The organism is Streptomyces sp. A1277 (genome assembly GCF_004795015.1).
GTDB lineage: Bacteria > Actinomycetota > Actinomycetes > Streptomycetales > Streptomycetaceae > Streptomyces.
In genome coordinates this window covers 22,193-37,461 of the sequence record NZ_SSBI01000017.1, presented here as the reverse complement: position 1 = coordinate 37,461, position 15,269 = coordinate 22,193, and the positions used below count along the sequence as shown (strand labels likewise).

Genomic DNA, 15,269 nt, shown 5'->3' with positions numbered 1-15,269 from the left:
GTGATAGTGGGACTAGCTGTTCCTCCCCGGCGGAATCTGCGTCAGAGCGTTGTCCGGGTTGCGATCTACTTGCGCGTTTCCACAACTCAGCAGCTCGAAGGCTACGGCCTGAAGGTGCAGGAGGAACAGTGCCGTAGCTGGCTCGCTGCCTACCTCCGTCACGTACCCCACGTCATTGCCGACGTCTATGTGGACGGCGGCGTGTCCGGCAAGCTGGCCAGGCGCGAAGACCTCGACCGTATGACCGACGACATCATGGCCGACGGGGTCGACCTGGTGATCTTCGGTAAGCTGGACCGCATTGGCAGGACGATGAAGAGCATCCATCGCTGGGTCTATGACGTCAGCGACAGGGGCGTCCGGATCGTCACGGCGGATGGCCGCATCGATTCGAACGACGACACGTTCGGCACCCAGCTCTCTCTGCTCGCCTACATGGCCGAGGTCGAGCACGCCTTGATCCTTGAGCGGACCACGGGCGGCCGGATGCAGAAGATCGCGGCCGGTGGTTGGCCGCTGGGCGAGCCCCCCTTCGGCTTGACGCTCGACGAGGTTGGCGAGCCCGCCTTGAATCCGGTCGAGGTCAAACAGGTCGAGGCATTCGCTGACTACGTCCTTGACTCTCCTGAGTCCGTGACGCGCGAGGGGGCAGCTCGCCACCTGAACTCGAAGGGGTATTTGACGCGTCAGGGCAAGCCCTGGGATGGCGGCAACCTCGCGCGCCGGATTCGGGCCAGCCTGAAGGGCTACGTCGAGTTCAACTTCGGCGGCCGGAACGAGGACGGTGAGGAGATCTCCACCGCCTTCCGCATCGACGTGCCCAAGGCCCTGTCGGACGACCGCGCGGAAGCCGTGCTCGCCTGGCTGAAGCGCACCTCCCGTCTGCGGAGCGCGGCAGCCTCCCAGTACATGCTGACCAACCGCCTGATCTCCGTGTGCGGAGCCCACCGGACCGGCGCGTTCGTGGCAGAGGGACGCTCGAAGAACACCGCCGGCCGCTACTACCGGTGCATGGCAGGTAAGCCGGGCGTCCCGCTCGCCGAGCGGCACGCGGACTGCTGGGAGCTTCCGGCCGATGCTGTTGAAGCATGCAGATCGAGAGGAAGCGCAAGGCCCGCAAGAAGAAGATCGCCCTGCTCCTCGCCTCCGTGGAGGACGCCGACCAGGACGACGCCGTGCTCGTCGAGGAGCTGAAAGCAGAGCTGCAAGCCCAGGAGACCGAGCTGGCGGAGGAGAGGGAGGGCGTCGCCGAGTGGCTTGAGGAGGCGGAGGCCCAGGAGGAGCGAGCCCGCAGCCTGCTCACGGCCGTATGGGACATCAACACCGAGCGCGACTTCACCTTCACGCAGAAGTTAGACCTGATTGACCTGCTCGACATCCGCGTGAACATCACCGACAAGGGAGTGCCCCGGCACAAGGGTCTGGTCGACCCGATCACCGAGTGGCACCGCGAGACCGAAACCCCGGTGCCCGCGGAACTGACAGACGAGATGTGGGACAGGGTCAAGGGCATCCTGTCGGGCACGCGCCAGTGGGCGGATGTGCGCGGGGCCTTCGACGTGATGCTGGAGAAGCTCCGCACGGGGAAGCCGTGGAACGAGTACAGCGGGTCCGAGAGGATCTGCGGCCGGGGCTACACGACGCTGTACCGGCGGGTGCACCACTGGCACAGCTCGGGTGAGTACCGGGCCGCCCTGGAGGCACTGGAGGGCTTTGGGGCTGCGCCTGTGCCACCCTCCTACCAGCTCCCTTGCATGTTGGTGACCGGCGCGATGGCCCCCGAGTTCACCGCTTCCGGGGTACGGACGGAGAGGCCGATCAGTGCGTCGATCCAGGTGAACGCGTAGCCGAGCGGGAGACTGGGTCCACGGACACGGAAGAGCCCCGGCCGCACCGAGCGGCCGGAGCTCTTCGCCGTGCTGACCGGTCAGCCGGTGTACGGCTTCGCCGACAGGATCTTCACCGTGGCGGTCTTGCCGTTCGGCAGCTCGTACTCGGCGCTCTCGCCCATCCTCTTGCCGTTCACGCCGGTGCCGAGCGGCGACTGCGGCGAGTACGTCTCGATGTCGCCGCTGGCGTACTCGCGGGAGGCCAGGAGGAAGGTCACCGTGTCGTCGTCATCGCCGTCGAAGGCGATCGTCACGACCATGCCGGGCTCGACCACGCCGTCGTCGGCCGGCGCCTCGCCGACCTTGGCGTGCTCGAGGAGCTGGGTCAGCTGGCGCACCCGGAGCTCCATCTTGCCCTGCTCCTCCTTGGCCGCGTGGTACCCGCCGTTCTCGCGCAGGTCCCCCTCCTCACGGGCCGCCGCGATCTTGACGGCGATCTCCGTGCGCGCGGGACCAGACAGGTACTCCAGCTCGGCCTTGAGCTGGTTGTACGCCTCCTGCGTGAGCCAGGTGACGTTTTCGCTGGTCTGGGTCACAGGGTGCTCCTCGTCGGTACTGGGAATACAAAGCAACGCCCTACCCGGGAAGCATGCGCTCCTACGGGTGGGCGAAACCACGAGCCTAACAATTCACCGGGAAAAGGGGGAGAAGGTAACGGGGCCGACCGAGGAAAGCGCAGGTCAGATCCTGTTAAGTGAGGTTACGACGGGCGCGCTGCGGTCAACGCGGCGCCCCGCCGTCGTCCGTGCAGCCGATGAGCTCGACGGCGGTCGCCCGGGACGTCGTGCGCAGGGTCAGGATGCGGTCGATCCGGCTGCTGTCCCCGTCGAAGCGGAAGTCCTTGCGGGCGACCTCGCCGCTGTCCTCGCGCAGCGCGCGCAGCGTGCAGTAGCCCTGGGCGTCCCGGTCCTTGCGCACCTCAAGGTGCACCTCGACCCTGTCGTCCGAGACCACCTTGAACTTGATCAGCTCGGCGCTGAGGCCCTTTCCGGCCACGTAGCCGTAACCGATCCAGCCGATCACGCCCAGCAGGACGACGCCGAGCACCGCGCCGATGATCTTGAGTTTGCGGTCCGCGCGCTGGTCCGCCGAGCGGCCGTAGCGGTTCTCGGGAAGCGCCTCGCGCACCGCCGTCATGATCGTCCCTCCCGTACCGGGAATCGAGGAATTTTCCACCCCCCGGTTCGGTCACTATAGAAGTTGCACTTCGCGACCAATCACTGAGGATCGAGTCTTGACTGAGCAGCTTCGACTGATGGCCGTACACGCTCACCCCGACGACGAGTCGAGCAAGGGCGCGGCCACCATGGCCAAGTATGTGTCCGAGGGGGTGGACGTGCTGGTCGTGACCTGCACGGGAGGCGAGCGCGGCTCCATCCTCAACCCGAAACTCCAGGGCGACGCGTACATCGAGGAGAACATCCACGAGGTGCGCCGGAAGGAGATGGACGAGGCCCGGGCGATCCTGGGCGTCAAGCAGGAGTGGCTCGGCTTCGTCGACTCGGGACTGCCCGAGGGCGACCCGTTGCCGCCGCTGCCCGAGGGCTGCTTCGCGCTGGAGGACGAGACCGTCGCCGCGGGCCGCCTCGTCGCGAAGATCCGCGCGTTCCGGCCGCAGGTCATCACCACGTACGACGAGAACGGGGGCTACCCGCACCCCGACCACATCATGACCCACACCATCTCGATGATCGCCTTCGAGGGCGCCGCGGACACCGAGAAGTTCCCCGAGGCGGAGTTCGGCCCGGCCTGGACGCCGCAGAAGCTCTACTACAACCAGGGCTTCAACCGGCCGCGCACGGTCGCCCTGCACGAGGCGCTGCTCGCCCGCGGCCTGGAGTCCCCGTACGCGGACTGGCTGGAGCGCTGGAAGGAGTTCGAGCGCGCCGAACGCACGCTGACCACGCACGTTCCGTGCGCGGACTTCTTCGAGATCCGCGACAAGGCGCTGATCGCGCACGCCACGCAGATCGACCCGGAGGGCGGCTGGTTCCGCGTCCCGATGGAGATCCAGCAGGAGGTCTGGCCCACGGAGGAGTACGAGCTGGCGAAGTCCCTCGTCGATACCTCCCTCCCCGAGAGCGACCTCTTCGCGGGCATCCGCGACAATGCCTGATATGTACGCGACTCAGGCACTGACGCACCTCGTCCCGCTCGCCGAGGAACTCGACAAGAACAAGGTGACCCCCGGGGTCCTCGGCTTCATCGTCTTCGCGGCGCTCGCCGTGGGCGTGTGGCTGCTCATGAAGTCGATGAACCGGCACATGGGGCGGGTGGACTTCGAGGAGGGGCCGGGGCCGGCGGAGCCGGCGTCGGAGGAGTCGGCTGAGCCGGTGTCCGCGAAGCGGAAGTAGGCGGGGGCGGGGCGCGCGTCGGGGCGCCCCGTCCGCCGTGTCCTCAAGCGCCGGACGGGCTGGAGGGATGCCCTCAAGCGCCGGGCGGGCTGGAATTCGGCCGGTCTGGTCCTGTTCGTGCGGGTCCGGGGAGGCGCCCTTGAGCGCCGGGCGGGCTTGATCGGCCGGTCCGGGTTTGCCTGTGCGGGCTTGATCAGACCGTTACGCCCATGATCTCCCGGGTCCGGCGGGACGGGATCAGGCCCAGGGACCACGCCTGCCAGCCCGTTTCCAGGTCTGTGCCCCGGTCCAGGATGACGCGGAACGCGTCCGCGCAGTCGTCCACCTTGGGGTCCCGGGACGGGTGGGCGGCGGCGCGGAGGTCCGACAGCTCCTGCTGCGCGACCACCGTGCCCACCTCGATGCCGCCGGGTGAGGCGTACGGCAGCAGCGTGCAGCGCAGGAAGCGGGCCCAGTCGGCGCCCCGCGCGTCGCCGTACGACTCGAAGAGCGTGACCGCCTCGCCGCACAGCTCCAGGGCCTGGGGCGCACGCTGGTTGCCCGCGTCGATCAGTGCCAGCTCCAGGCAGGCCCACGCCTCCCCGTGGGCGACGCCGATGCGCCGGAAGTCGGCGCGGGCGTCGGCCAGCAGCTGTCGGGCGAAACCGGAATTGCGCAGGTTGCCCGTCTGCGCGGCCCGCTGGTCGCGGGTGACGCGCCCCGAGTGGTGCCGGGCGCAGGCAAGACCGTAGACGTCCCGCATCCGCGAGAACATCGTCCGGGCCCGCTCCAGCTGCCGTACGGCCTGCACGGTGTCGCCGGCCTCCTCCAGGGCCTGGCCCAGGTAGTACAGGGTCCACGCCTCGCCGCGCGCGTCCTCGTTGACGCGGTGGCGGCCCAGGGCCGCGTTCAGCTGCTCGGCCGCCGGGCCCGCGTCCCCGGCCAGCAGCCGGGCGCGGGCCAGCTGGGTCATCGCCCACGCCTCGCCCCGCTCGTCACGGGTCCGCCCGTACAGATCGAGGGCGGCGCGCAGCGCGGTCTCGGCCCGCTCCACATCGCCCAGGCGCAGCCGGACCTGGCCCAGCTGGAACCGCGTCCACGCCTCGCCGTGCAGCGACTCGCCCTCGCGGTGCAGGACCAGCGCGGTGTCCAGGAGGGTGACGGCCTCGGCGAGGTTGCCCCGGTCGCGTTCGACCGCGGCCAGTGCGTGCATCGACCAGGCCCGGTCCTCGTCCTGCCCGGCCGACGACTGGAGCTGGATCGCCTCGCGGAGCCGGGCCGCCGCCTCGGTCAGGTTGCCCTGGTGGTGCAGAGTGATGCCGAGCGAGCACAGCGCCAGTGCCGTGCCGGAGTCGTTCTGCGCCTCCCGGTAGAGGCCGACCACCGAGGACAGCGTCGTACGGGCCTTGTCCAGCTCGCCCAGCTGACGGGCGGCGATGCCGGTACGCCACTGCACCGACCGCTCCAGCAGCCCCTGGTCGACCGCCTGGGTCAGCTCGCTTATCTCACCCAGCCGGTACAGGTCGCCGCGCAGCAGGCAGTAGTCGCACAGCGCGCCGAGCAGCGCGAGCACCGCACCCTGGTCGACGCCCTCGGCGTGCCGCAGCGCGGAGGTGATGAAGCTCGACTCGTCGTCCAGCCAGCGCAGCGCCGCGTCCAGCGAGCTGAAGCCGTGCGGGCCGAACTGTCCGGCCCGGGTGGACATCTTGCCGTCCACCATCCGGATCACCGCACCGGCCAGCTCCGCGTAGTTCGTGATCAGCCGCTCCTGTGCGGCCGAGCGCTCGGCCGGCTCCTCCTCGTCGAGCAGCCGGGCCAGGGCGAAGCCGCGCACCAGGTCGTGCAGCCGGTAGCGGGAGCCGCGTACGTGGTCCAGCAGCCCGGCCCCGGACAGGGCCGTCAGCAGCCGGCCGGCCTCCTGCTCGTCGGCGGAGAGCAGGGCCGCGGCCGCCGCCGCGCCCAGGCTCGCCCGGCCGGCCAGGGCGAGCCGCCGCAGCAGCCGCCTGGCCTGCTCGGACTGGTCGGTGTAGCGCAGCCACAGGGCGCGTTCGACGGGCGGCACCGGCCCGTACGCGGCGAGGTCGGCCGCCAGCGTGGCGGCGGTACGCGCCCCGAGCGAGGAGCCCGCGATCCGCAGGGCCAGCGGCAGCCCGCCGCACAGGTCGGTGATCGCCTCGCTCGACGGATAGTCGTACGGGCCCGGCTCCGCCTCCTGCGACACCGCGCGCAGCAGCTCCTCCGCGCCCGCCGGGTCGAGAGCCCCGACCTCCAGCCGGTGCACCCACGCGGGCAGGGCATCGGGCAGGTCGAGCGGCTCGCGGGCGGTCACCAGGACCAGGCTGTCCGAACGCTCCGGGATCAGCGTGGCGACCTGCTCCGCGTCGCTCGCGTCGTCCAGGACGATCGTCACGGCGGTGCCGGTCAGATGCTGGTGGTACAGCTCGCTGAGCCGGCGCACCTGCTGCCCGGCGGAGGAGCTGTCGCGGAACAGCAGCTGCTCGCGGGGCGCGCCCAGCCGGTTCAGCAGATGGAGCAGCGCGTCCCGGGTCGGCAGCGGCGCCTCGCCGTCCGCACCGCCGCGCAGGTCCACCACGCACGCGCCCCGGAACTGGTCCTTCAGATCGTGCGCCGCCCGCACCGCCAGCGTGGTGCGCCCGGCGCCCGGCGGGCCGTGCAGCACGACGACGGTCGGCTTCGTCTCCGTCGAGGCACGGGCCGCGTGCACCCACTGCCCGATGCGGGCCAGTTCGGCCCGCCGCCCCGCGAACCGGGCGCCCGCCTCGGGCAGATGACCGAACGACTGCTCCAGGAGCGAGCGCATCCGGGCGGCCGCGCTGCGGTCCCCGCCGCGCAGGTGGGGCGTACGCGCCTTGGCCGCGGACTTCTTCGCCGGGGTGCGGGTGGCGCCGGCGAGCATGCGCTGCTGGTCGAGGTACGGGCGTATGCCCCGTACCTCCAGCGCCGACAGCCACTGCAGCCGCAGCTGCTCGGGCCCGCCCGGCCGGCCCGCCGCCCCGGCCCGGCGGTGCGCGGCCGGCCATTGCGAGGCGGTGGCCCTGGCGACGGTGGCGGTGGCCCCCGCGACCGCGACGACCGCCCCGGCGCCGAGCGCGAGGCCCGACGCCGTACCGAGCGCCACATCGGCCCCGGCGGCGGCGACGGCGGCGACCCCGGTGACCAGTAACGGCGTCGACAGGGTCGCCCGGTCGAAGCGCTGCCCCGCCCGCTGCCCGTCCGCCGCGTCGAGCGCCTGGACGTACGCCGCGTACTCCTCGGCCGCACCGGCCGCCATGCCGTCGAGAGCGGCCCGCGCACGCGTCAGCAGGACGGCGGAGTCCGTCCGTCCGCCGGTGCGCCGCGCCTCTTCCTCCACGGCCCGTACCAACAGCCGTTCGGCGTCCGCCCGGTGGCTGTCCCGCATCCGCATGTGTCCCCCTCGGTTCTCGTCCGCAGGCCGGCCCGGCGCCCGGCCGCTCCCAGGGCCAGTCTCCTGCCTGCGGCCGGAGGACGACAGGGAGTCTGCGAGACTGCGCCGACACCCGTACGGAGGAATCGGAGCGCAACTCCGCCCCGGCCTACGCGGACGCCGTCACCACCCTCACCGGCGGCGCCGACGGCACGCTGGGCGGAGGGCGTCGGCCTCGAACGCATCGCCGCCGCGGCCCGCGCCCCAGTGCCGCAGGCCGACGAACCGGCAGGCACCAACGGACTACAGACGATGAGGTGACCGGACGTGACAGTTCCCGAGCAGACCGCTGACGTGCGCGGTGAGAGCCGGCGCGAAGGAGCGGGGAAGGGCAGACGGCGCATCCCCCTGCTGCTCGCCCTGGCCGCGGCTGCCTACGCCGTCGACCTGGGCAGCAAACTGCTCGTGGTCGCGCGTCTGGAGCACCACGCCCCGGTCGAGGTGATCGGCACCTGGCTGGAACTGCGGGTGATGCGCAACCCGGGTGCGGCGTTCGGCATGGGCGGAGCGATGACCATCGTCTTCACGCTCATCGCCGCCGCCGTCGCCGTCGTGATCGCTCGCGTGGCAGGCAGGCTGTACAGCGCCCCCTGGGCGGTCGCCCTCGGGCTGCTGCTGGGAGGGGCGCTCGGCAACCTGACCGACCGCCTCTTCCGCTCTCCGGGCGGGCTGCGGGGCGCGGTGGTCGACTTCATCTCGGTGCACGGCTTCAGCGTGATGAACCTGGCGGACTGGGCGATCTCCGCCGGAGCCGCGCTGATCGTCCTGTTCACCTTCTGCGGCTGGGAGCTGGACGGCACCAGGCGAAGGTCCGAAGAAGGCCCGATCCAGCCGTGACCGGTCCTGCGGTTGCGGCGAGCACCGAACCGCGTCCTCCCACGGTGGGCGCGTGAGGTTTCCCGCCAGGGCGCGGGCGCTGTGCGGCACCCCCGCTTGAACCTCTCGGGTCCTTACATGACACCAAGATCGACCGCGATGGAGAAAGGCGCAGTGGCCTTCACCGTGCCGGTGAACATCTCGCCGTCCCTGTAAGCCTTGGTGGCAGGGTCGAGAACATACGTGTAGATGATGGGGACACCCGTGGCGGCCTGTTCGATACGCCAGTAGAACGGGATGCCCGCCTTGGCGTACTGGTCGACCTTCACGACCCTGTCCGTGGTTTCCGAGCCGGGTGACACGACCTCGACAACCAGGAGGACGTGCTCGGGGCGGGTGGGCGTGAGGTCGATGGTGTCAGCCCGGTACACCGTGACGTCCGGGCGGCGGTTGGTGAGGGGGACGTCCTGCAGGCGGACGTCGAAGTCCGTGTCGGCGTTCCAGTCCGGGCCCGCGGCGGCGTCCAGGGCGTTGGCCAGGATGCGGGCCAAGCGATTGTGCCGCTTGGAGGCGGTCGGGCTCACGACGACCATCCCGTCCACGATCTCGATGCCGGCGCACTGTTCCTCGGACCAGGAGTCGTACTGCTCCGCGCTGATCTGCGCGTGCATCCACTCGGGCGCCACCATCTCGGCGGTCATGGTGTACCTCCTTCGAGGAGCCTGAGCAGTTCCGGAACCGTCGAGGCTCAGCCTACTGTCCACCGGTCCGGAGACGCCCGCGTCCGTGAGGTCCCCATGCCGGCGCGGGGCATTGTGAGAGGCTGGCCCGTATGAACCGGTTGGCTGGTGTGACCTCGCCGTATCTGCTTCAGCATGCTGACAATCCGGTCGACTGGTGGCCCTGGTCGCCCGAGGCGTTCGAGGAGGCGCGGCGGCGCGACGTGCCCGTTCTCCTGTCGGTCGGCTACTCGTCCTGCCACTGGTGCCACGTCATGGCGCACGAGTCGTTCGAGGACCAGGACACCGCCGCGTACATGAACGAGCACTTCGTGTCCGTGAAGGTGGACCGCGAGGAGCGGCCCGATGTGGATGCCGTGTACATGGAGGCGGTGCAGGCGGCTACCGGGCAGGGGGGCTGGCCCATGACCGTGTTCCTCACCGCCGATGCCGAACCCTTCTACTTCGGGACGTACTTCCCGCCCGAGTCCCGGCACGGCATGCCGTCGTTCCGGCAGGTGCTCGAAGGGGTGACGGCGGCCTGGAGCGACCGGCGGGACGAGGTCGGGGAGGTGGCCGGGCGGATCGTGCGCGATCTGTCCGAGCGCAGCCTCGCGCACGGCGGTGACGGGCCGCCCGGGGAGGCGGAGCTCGCGCAGGCGCTGCTGGGGCTGACCCGGGAGTACGACGAGAAGCGGGGCGGGTTCGGCGGGGCGCCGAAGTTCCCGCCGTCCATGGCGCTGGAGTTCCTGCTGCGCCACCACGCCCGCACCGGGGCGGACGGGGCGCTGCAGATGGCGGCCGACACCTGCGAGGCGATGGCCAGGGGCGGGATCTACGACCAGCTCGGCGGCGGCTTCGCGCGGTACTCGGTGGACCGCGACTGGGTCGTGCCGCACTTCGAGAAGATGCTTTACGACAACGCGCTGCTGTGCCGCGTCTACGCCCATCTGTGGCGCTCCACCGGGTCGGAGCTCGCCCGGCGGGTGGCGCTGGAGACGGCCGACTTCATGGTCCGCGAACTGCGTACGCCGGAGGGCGGCTTCGCCTCCGCGCTGGACGCCGACAGCGAGGACGCGGCCGGCCGGCACGTCGAGGGCGCGTACTACGTGTGGACGCCGGCGCAGCTGCGCGAGGTGCTGGGCGAGGACGACGCCGCGTTCGCGGCGGAGTACTTCGGGGTGACCGACGAGGGCACCTTCGAGGAGGGTTCCTCGGTGCTCCAGCTGCCCGGCGACCACGACGACCCCCGCGCCGCCGGCGTACGCGAGCGGCTGCTCGCCGCCCGTGGGACGCGCCCGCGCCCCGGACGGGACGACAAGGTGGTCGCCGCCTGGAACGGTCTGGCGATCGCCGCGCTCGCCGAGACGGGCGCCTACTTCGACCGGCCCGACCTCGTCGAGCGCGCCACCGAGGCGGCCGACCTGCTGGTACGGGTCCACATGGGACCCGTCGCCCGGCTGGACCGTACGTCGAAGGACGGGCGCGCCGGGGAGCACGCCGGGGTGCTGGAGGACTACGGCGATGTCGCGGAGGGCTTCCTCGCGCTGGCGGCCGTCACCGGGGAGGGCGCCTGGCTGGAGTTCGCCGGGTTCCTGCTCGACATCGTGCTCCAGCACTTCACGGGCGAGGGCGGCCAGTTGTACGACACGGCGGACGACGCCGAGCAGCTGATCCGCCGCCCCCAGGACCCCACTGACAGCGCCACCCCGGCGGGCTGGACCGCGGCGGCCGGCGCGCTCCTCTCGTATGCCGCGCACACCGGCTCGGAGCCCCACCGCACCGCCGCCGAAGGGGCGCTGGGCGTGGTGAAGGCGCTGGGGCCGCGTGCGCCGCGCTTCATCGGCTGGGGGCTCGCGGTGGCCGAGGCGCTGCTCGACGGGCCGCGCGAGGTGGCGGTCGCCGGGCCGGTCGGCGGCGCGCTGCACCGTACCGCCCTGCTGGGGCGGGCGCCCGGCGCGGTGGTCGCGGCGGGGGAGGCGGGCGGCGCGGAGTTCCCGCTGCTGGCGGACCGGCCGATGACGGACGGCGCGCCGACCGCGTACGTGTGCAGGCACTTCGTCTGCGACGCGCCGACGACCGACCCGCAGACGCTGGCCCGCGTTCTCGGCGGCAGCTGATCGGAGGGCCCGGCCCGGGCGGTGTCTGACCGGCGGGAGCGGGGGCGGTCAGAGGCGCAGGCCGCCCTCCAGCGTGTCCATCGCCTCGTTGATCATGGCCAGGAGGTCGCCCTCCTGGTCGTGCTCGCCCCAGTACAGCGTCACCTCGCGCAGCGCGCCCAGCACCGCGGCGATGAACACCCGGATGCCCAGGTCGTCCGCGCTGCGGCCGGTGCGGTCGGCGAGGACCCGGGCGAGCACCTTCGCCGTGTCCGACATGGTCTCCGTCATCCGGGCGCGGATCGCGGGGATCTCGACCATCAGCCGGGTGCGCTGGCGCAGCTCCTCGTCCTCGGCGCTGAGGAACGAGGACAGCGCCTCCTGCATCATCAGCCGCACGGACTGCAGCGGGGGTTCGCCGGCCGGGCGGCTGCGGAGCGCGGCCTCCATGACCGGGTCGTACTCGTCGGTGAGGACGATGTCCTCCTTGGTCGCGAAGTACCGGAACACCGTGCTCGGCGACACCTCGGCCGCCTCCGCGATCTGCTCGATCGTCGTCGCGTCGTACCCCTGCTCCCCGATGAGGCGGTACGTGGCCTGCCGGATCGCGACCCGGGTCTTGAGCTTCTTGCGCTCGCGCAGCCCCATCGGGGGCTGTGCGTCGGGTGCGGCGAAGGAGGGGATGCGGGAGGTGGCGGCCATGGCCCCCATTGTCAGGCATCGGCCGGGGCAGCGGCCACGTCCGGGGACGGGGTCCGCTCCCGGGGCGCGGCCGTCAGGAACGCCCCGACGAACAGGGCGCTGACCAGGGACGTCGCGGCGATGACCAGGAGCACCAGGCCCATGCCGTGGACGTACGCCGCGTCGGCGGAGTCCGCGAGGTGCCGGGCGCCGAGCCGGGCGGCGACGGCGTGGGCGGCGACGACGGAGTCCCCGGCGGTGTCGGCGGCGGCGGGCGGGAGGCCCGTGGTGTCGAGCCGGCCGGAGTAGGCGCCGGCCAGCAGGCTCCCCAGCAGGGCGATCCCGAGGGCGCTGCCCGTCTGGCGTACGGTCATCAGCAGCCCGGACCCGCTGCCGGCCCGGTCGGCGGGCAGGGCGCCGAGCGCCGCGTCCATGGCGGGCACGACCGCGAAGCCGAAGCCGAGTCCGGCGATGGACAGCCACAGCGCGGTGAATCCGTAGCCGCTGTCGACGGTCGTACGGCTGCCGAGCAGCGCGGCGAATGCGAGCACGACGAGCCCCGCCGACATGGTGGCGCGGGCGCCGAAGCGCTCGGTGACCGGGCTGCCGGCCTTCGCGGCGACGATCAGGCCGCCCATCATCGGCAGCATGCGCAGCCCGGTGCCGAAGGCGTCGTGGCCCAGCACGGCCTGGAGGTAGCCGGGCAGGATGAACATCAGCCCGGCCAGCACGAACATCACCAGCGTCGCGGCGAGCGTGCTCAGCAGGAACGGCCGCTGCCGCAGCAGGGCCAGGTCGAGCATCGGGCGGACGGCCTTGCGTTCCCGTACGACGAGGGCGGCGAGCAGTACCGCGCCGCCGGTCAGTACCGCGAGCACCAGCGGGTCGCCCCAGCCGCGGCCCGGCGCCTCGATGATCGCGTAGATCAGGGCGCCGAGGCCGGCCGCGGTGAGCACGGTGGAGACGGTGTCGACCCTGGGCGCGGCCGGGTCGCGGGTCTCGGGGAGCAGGAACACGCAGGCGGCGATTCCGATACCGACCATCGGTATGTTGACCAGGAAGATCGAGCCCCACCAGAAGTGGTCGAGCAGCCAGCCGCCGAGGATCGGGCCGAGCGGCATGCCGAGCGCGGAGGCGGCCGAGACGATGCCGACGGCCTTGATCCGGTCCTTCGGTTCGCCGAAGAGCGAGGGCAGCACGGCGAGCGCGAGTGGCATGACGAGCGCGCCGCCGACGCCCATCACACCGCGGGCTGCCACGACGGCGGGCACGTCGGTGGCGAGCGCGCCGACGAGCGAGCCGGCCAGGAAGACGCCGAGCCCGGTGATGAGCATCCGGCGGCGGCCGAACCGGTCACCGAGCAGGCCGGCCGGGAGCATCAGGGCGGCGAACACGACGACGTACACATCGGCCATCCACTGCTGTTCGCCCGTGGTGGCGCCGAGATCGCCGGCCATCGTCGGCAGCGCCACGTTGAGGATCGTCATGTCGAAACCGAGCACGAGCATGCTCGCCACGAGCGCACCCAGGGCCCACCAGCGTCGGTTCACGGCCACTCCTTTGATAGTCACCATCAAGTGAGTCACTCACTCAAGTGATAGTAACTCTCAAAAGATTATCGATGTCAACGCGGGGTCCGTCTCCGCGGCGCAGGGGTCGGACCGATATTGGCCCCGAATTGAACGCTAAGGCTGTCCTGGCTCCTCGATCTGCGGTGATGTACCTGGCGTCGCATCTCGGTTCGATCACTGGCGGGATGCGCGGGGCCTCAGGCGCCTGGCGTTCCGGATCATGAGTGTTGAGTACCTGTCAGATGTTCAAGTCGCTCGGTGCGGGCGGTTCGCGCAGGAGCCCTCGCCGCAGGAGCTGGAGGCGTTCTTCCGGCTGGACGAGGCGGCGCTGGAGACATCTGGGACCAAGCGCCGTCCCCGCAACCGCCTCGGCTGGGCTGTGCAGTGGGGCACCGTGCGGATGCTGGGCACGTTCCTGTCTCAGCCGGCGAAGGTACCGCCGGGGGTGGCGGAGTTCGTCGCGGACCAGTTGGGGATCGCCGACCCGTCGTGTCTGTCGGATTATCCGGAGCGGTTGCCGACCCAGCACGAGCACGCTCGGGAGAGCCGATCCCTGCTCAAGGTGAGGGACTTCGAGGAAGGCGAGCTGAGCTGCGGTAGCACATCGCGGGGCGGGTCCGGGTATCCAACGAGGGGCCGCGGGCGCTGTTCGACCGCGGTGTGACCTGGCTGCGGCGGAACCGGTGTCTGCCGCCCGGCGTCACCCAGCTGGCTTCCCTGGTCGCGGAGGTCCGCACCGCGGAACAGGCCCTGATCTATTCGGTGGTCGATTCGCCGGTCAGCGCGGATCTACGGCGTGACCTGATGGGACTGCTGGTGGTGCCCGAGGGGGATGCGGTCTCGGTGCTGGAGCGGTGGCGCACGGTGCCGCGCGAGGTCAGCGGACGGGGGCAGAAGGGCGCGTTGGAGCGGGCGCGGGATGTGCGCGGGCTAGGGGTCGGCGAGCTGGACCTGTGGCGGGTGCCGCCGGTGAAGTTGGCGGAGCTGGCCCGCTTCGGAGTGGGCACCCATGCCCCTCGGCTGCGGAGGCTGGTGGAGCCGCGCCGCACCGCGACGGTGCTGGCCACGGTGCGGCATCTGGAGAACGCCTCGGTGGACGACGCGCTTACCTTGTTCGAGGTGCTGATGTCCACCAAGCTGCTGGCCCGCGCGGCACGCGCGGACGACAAGGCGAAGCTCAAGACGATGCCGAGGCTGCGCAAGGCGGCGGTGACGGTGGCGTGCGCGGTAAGCGTGCTGATGGACACCCCGGTGGAGGAACTGGACCCGGCGGTGCCGGTGAGCGTGGCTCAGGCGTGGGAGCGGATCGAGAAGGTCGTCACCCGCGAGGACCTGGCCAAGGCCCTGGCCGACCTGGCGGAGGTCCTGCCCGAGGGCACCGATGAGGACGCGGAGACCGCTTGCGGGCGCAGTTGCTGGACCGGTACGCCACCGTGCGGCGCTTCACCTCGCTGCTGGCCGACGTCGTGCCCTGGGGCGCGACCAGGGCCGGGGTCGCAGTGCTGGAGGCGCTGCGGGAGCTGCCGAAGGTGCAGGCCCGGCGCAAGCCGGGACCCGAGCACATCGACGCCGGGCTGCTGAGCGACGGGACGTGGCGGCGCCTGGTGCTGGGCGATCCGCCGCTGGCGGTGAGCGGCCTGATCGACAAGCACGCCTGGACGTTCTGCGTCCTGGACGCGCTGTTGACCGCGCTCA

Annotated in this window: 13 protein-coding genes and 1 pseudogene; 7 read left to right on the top strand and 7 right to left on the bottom strand. The window is 71.5% G+C overall.

What is annotated here, in order from left to right:
* Nucleotides 1-6 precede the first annotated feature (6 nt).
* Nucleotides 7-1,194 carry a recombinase family protein gene (locus tag E6R18_RS13920; RefSeq protein WP_168712347.1) on the top strand — a complete coding sequence of 396 codons (1,188 nt, stop codon included), beginning with the start codon at nt 7-9 and terminating at the stop codon, nt 1,192-1,194.
* A 577-nt stretch (nt 1,195-1,771) separates the two neighbouring features.
* Here the strand turns inward: E6R18_RS13920 and E6R18_RS34850 are convergent.
* From E6R18_RS34850 to E6R18_RS13905, 3 genes and pseudogenes are all read right to left on the bottom strand, one after another.
* Nucleotides 1,772-1,858 (bottom strand): annotated as a pseudogene (locus E6R18_RS34850) (ABC transporter permease); the annotation flags it as partial.
* A 69-nt stretch (nt 1,859-1,927) separates the two neighbouring features.
* On the bottom strand, nt 1,928-2,425 hold the full coding sequence (gene greA / locus E6R18_RS13910) for a transcription elongation factor GreA (RefSeq protein WP_136317190.1): 498 nt from the start codon (nt 2,423-2,425) through the stop codon (nt 1,928-1,930).
* A 184-nt stretch (nt 2,426-2,609) separates the two neighbouring features.
* Complete coding sequence (locus E6R18_RS13905) at nt 2,610-3,026, bottom strand: DUF4307 domain-containing protein (protein WP_136317189.1); 417 nt, start codon at nt 3,024-3,026, stop codon at nt 2,610-2,612.
* A gap of 97 nt (nt 3,027-3,123) precedes the next feature.
* On the opposite strand from E6R18_RS13905, the gene mca reads away from it, so the two are divergent.
* Entirely contained in the window at nt 3,124-4,005 is an 882-nt protein-coding gene (gene mca, locus E6R18_RS13900; RefSeq protein WP_136317188.1) for a mycothiol conjugate amidase Mca, read from the top strand.
* A 1-nt stretch (nt 4,006) separates the two neighbouring features.
* Complete coding sequence (locus tag E6R18_RS13895; RefSeq protein WP_136317187.1) at nt 4,007-4,243, top strand: hypothetical protein; 237 nt, start codon at nt 4,007-4,009, stop codon at nt 4,241-4,243.
* 193 nt (nt 4,244-4,436) lie between these two features.
* On the opposite strand, the gene E6R18_RS13890 is transcribed toward E6R18_RS13895, so the two are convergent.
* Entirely contained in the window at nt 4,437-7,649 is a 3,213-nt protein-coding gene (locus tag E6R18_RS13890) for a tetratricopeptide repeat protein (protein WP_136317186.1), read from the bottom strand.
* A gap of 306 nt (nt 7,650-7,955) precedes the next feature.
* Here E6R18_RS13890 and lspA point away from each other — a divergent pair, with 306 nt between their 5' ends.
* A complete protein-coding gene (lspA, locus tag E6R18_RS13885) occupies nt 7,956-8,525 on the top strand; it encodes a signal peptidase II (protein WP_168712346.1) in 570 nt (189 codons plus the stop codon).
* 113 nt (nt 8,526-8,638) lie between these two features.
* On the opposite strand, the gene E6R18_RS13880 is transcribed toward lspA, so the two are convergent.
* A complete protein-coding gene (locus E6R18_RS13880; protein ID WP_136317185.1) occupies nt 8,639-9,205 on the bottom strand; it encodes a Uma2 family endonuclease in 567 nt (188 codons plus the stop codon).
* Nucleotides 9,206-9,336: 131 nt separating this feature from the next.
* On the opposite strand from E6R18_RS13880, the gene E6R18_RS13875 reads away from it, so the two are divergent.
* The gene (locus E6R18_RS13875) at nt 9,337-11,343 is read left to right on the top strand and encodes a thioredoxin domain-containing protein (RefSeq protein ID WP_136317184.1); all 2,007 of its coding nucleotides are present in this window, start codon (nt 9,337-9,339) and stop codon (nt 11,341-11,343) included.
* A 48-nt stretch (nt 11,344-11,391) separates the two neighbouring features.
* Here E6R18_RS13875 and E6R18_RS13870 read toward each other — a convergent pair whose 3' ends face one another.
* Both E6R18_RS13870 and E6R18_RS13865 read right to left on the bottom strand, forming a co-directional pair.
* On the bottom strand, nt 11,392-12,024 hold the full coding sequence (locus E6R18_RS13870) for a TetR family transcriptional regulator (RefSeq protein ID WP_136317183.1): 633 nt from the start codon (nt 12,022-12,024) through the stop codon (nt 11,392-11,394).
* Nucleotides 12,025-12,035: 11 nt separating this feature from the next.
* Nucleotides 12,036-13,577, bottom strand: coding sequence for a DHA2 family efflux MFS transporter permease subunit (locus E6R18_RS13865; protein ID WP_136317182.1), 1,542 nt, complete (start codon nt 13,575-13,577; stop codon nt 12,036-12,038).
* 217 nt (nt 13,578-13,794) lie between these two features.
* Between E6R18_RS13865 and E6R18_RS13860 the strand changes: the two genes are divergently transcribed.
* Together E6R18_RS13860 and E6R18_RS34845 are read left to right on the top strand one after the other, a co-directional pair.
* The gene (locus E6R18_RS13860) at nt 13,795-14,238 is read left to right on the top strand and encodes a DUF4158 domain-containing protein (RefSeq protein WP_136317181.1); all 444 of its coding nucleotides are present in this window, start codon (nt 13,795-13,797) and stop codon (nt 14,236-14,238) included.
* Complete coding sequence (locus tag E6R18_RS34845; protein WP_136317180.1) at nt 14,235-15,155, top strand: hypothetical protein; 921 nt, start codon at nt 14,235-14,237, stop codon at nt 15,153-15,155. The genes E6R18_RS13860 and E6R18_RS34845 overlap by 4 nt, the downstream gene beginning before the upstream one ends.
* Nucleotides 15,156-15,269 lie beyond the last annotated feature (114 nt).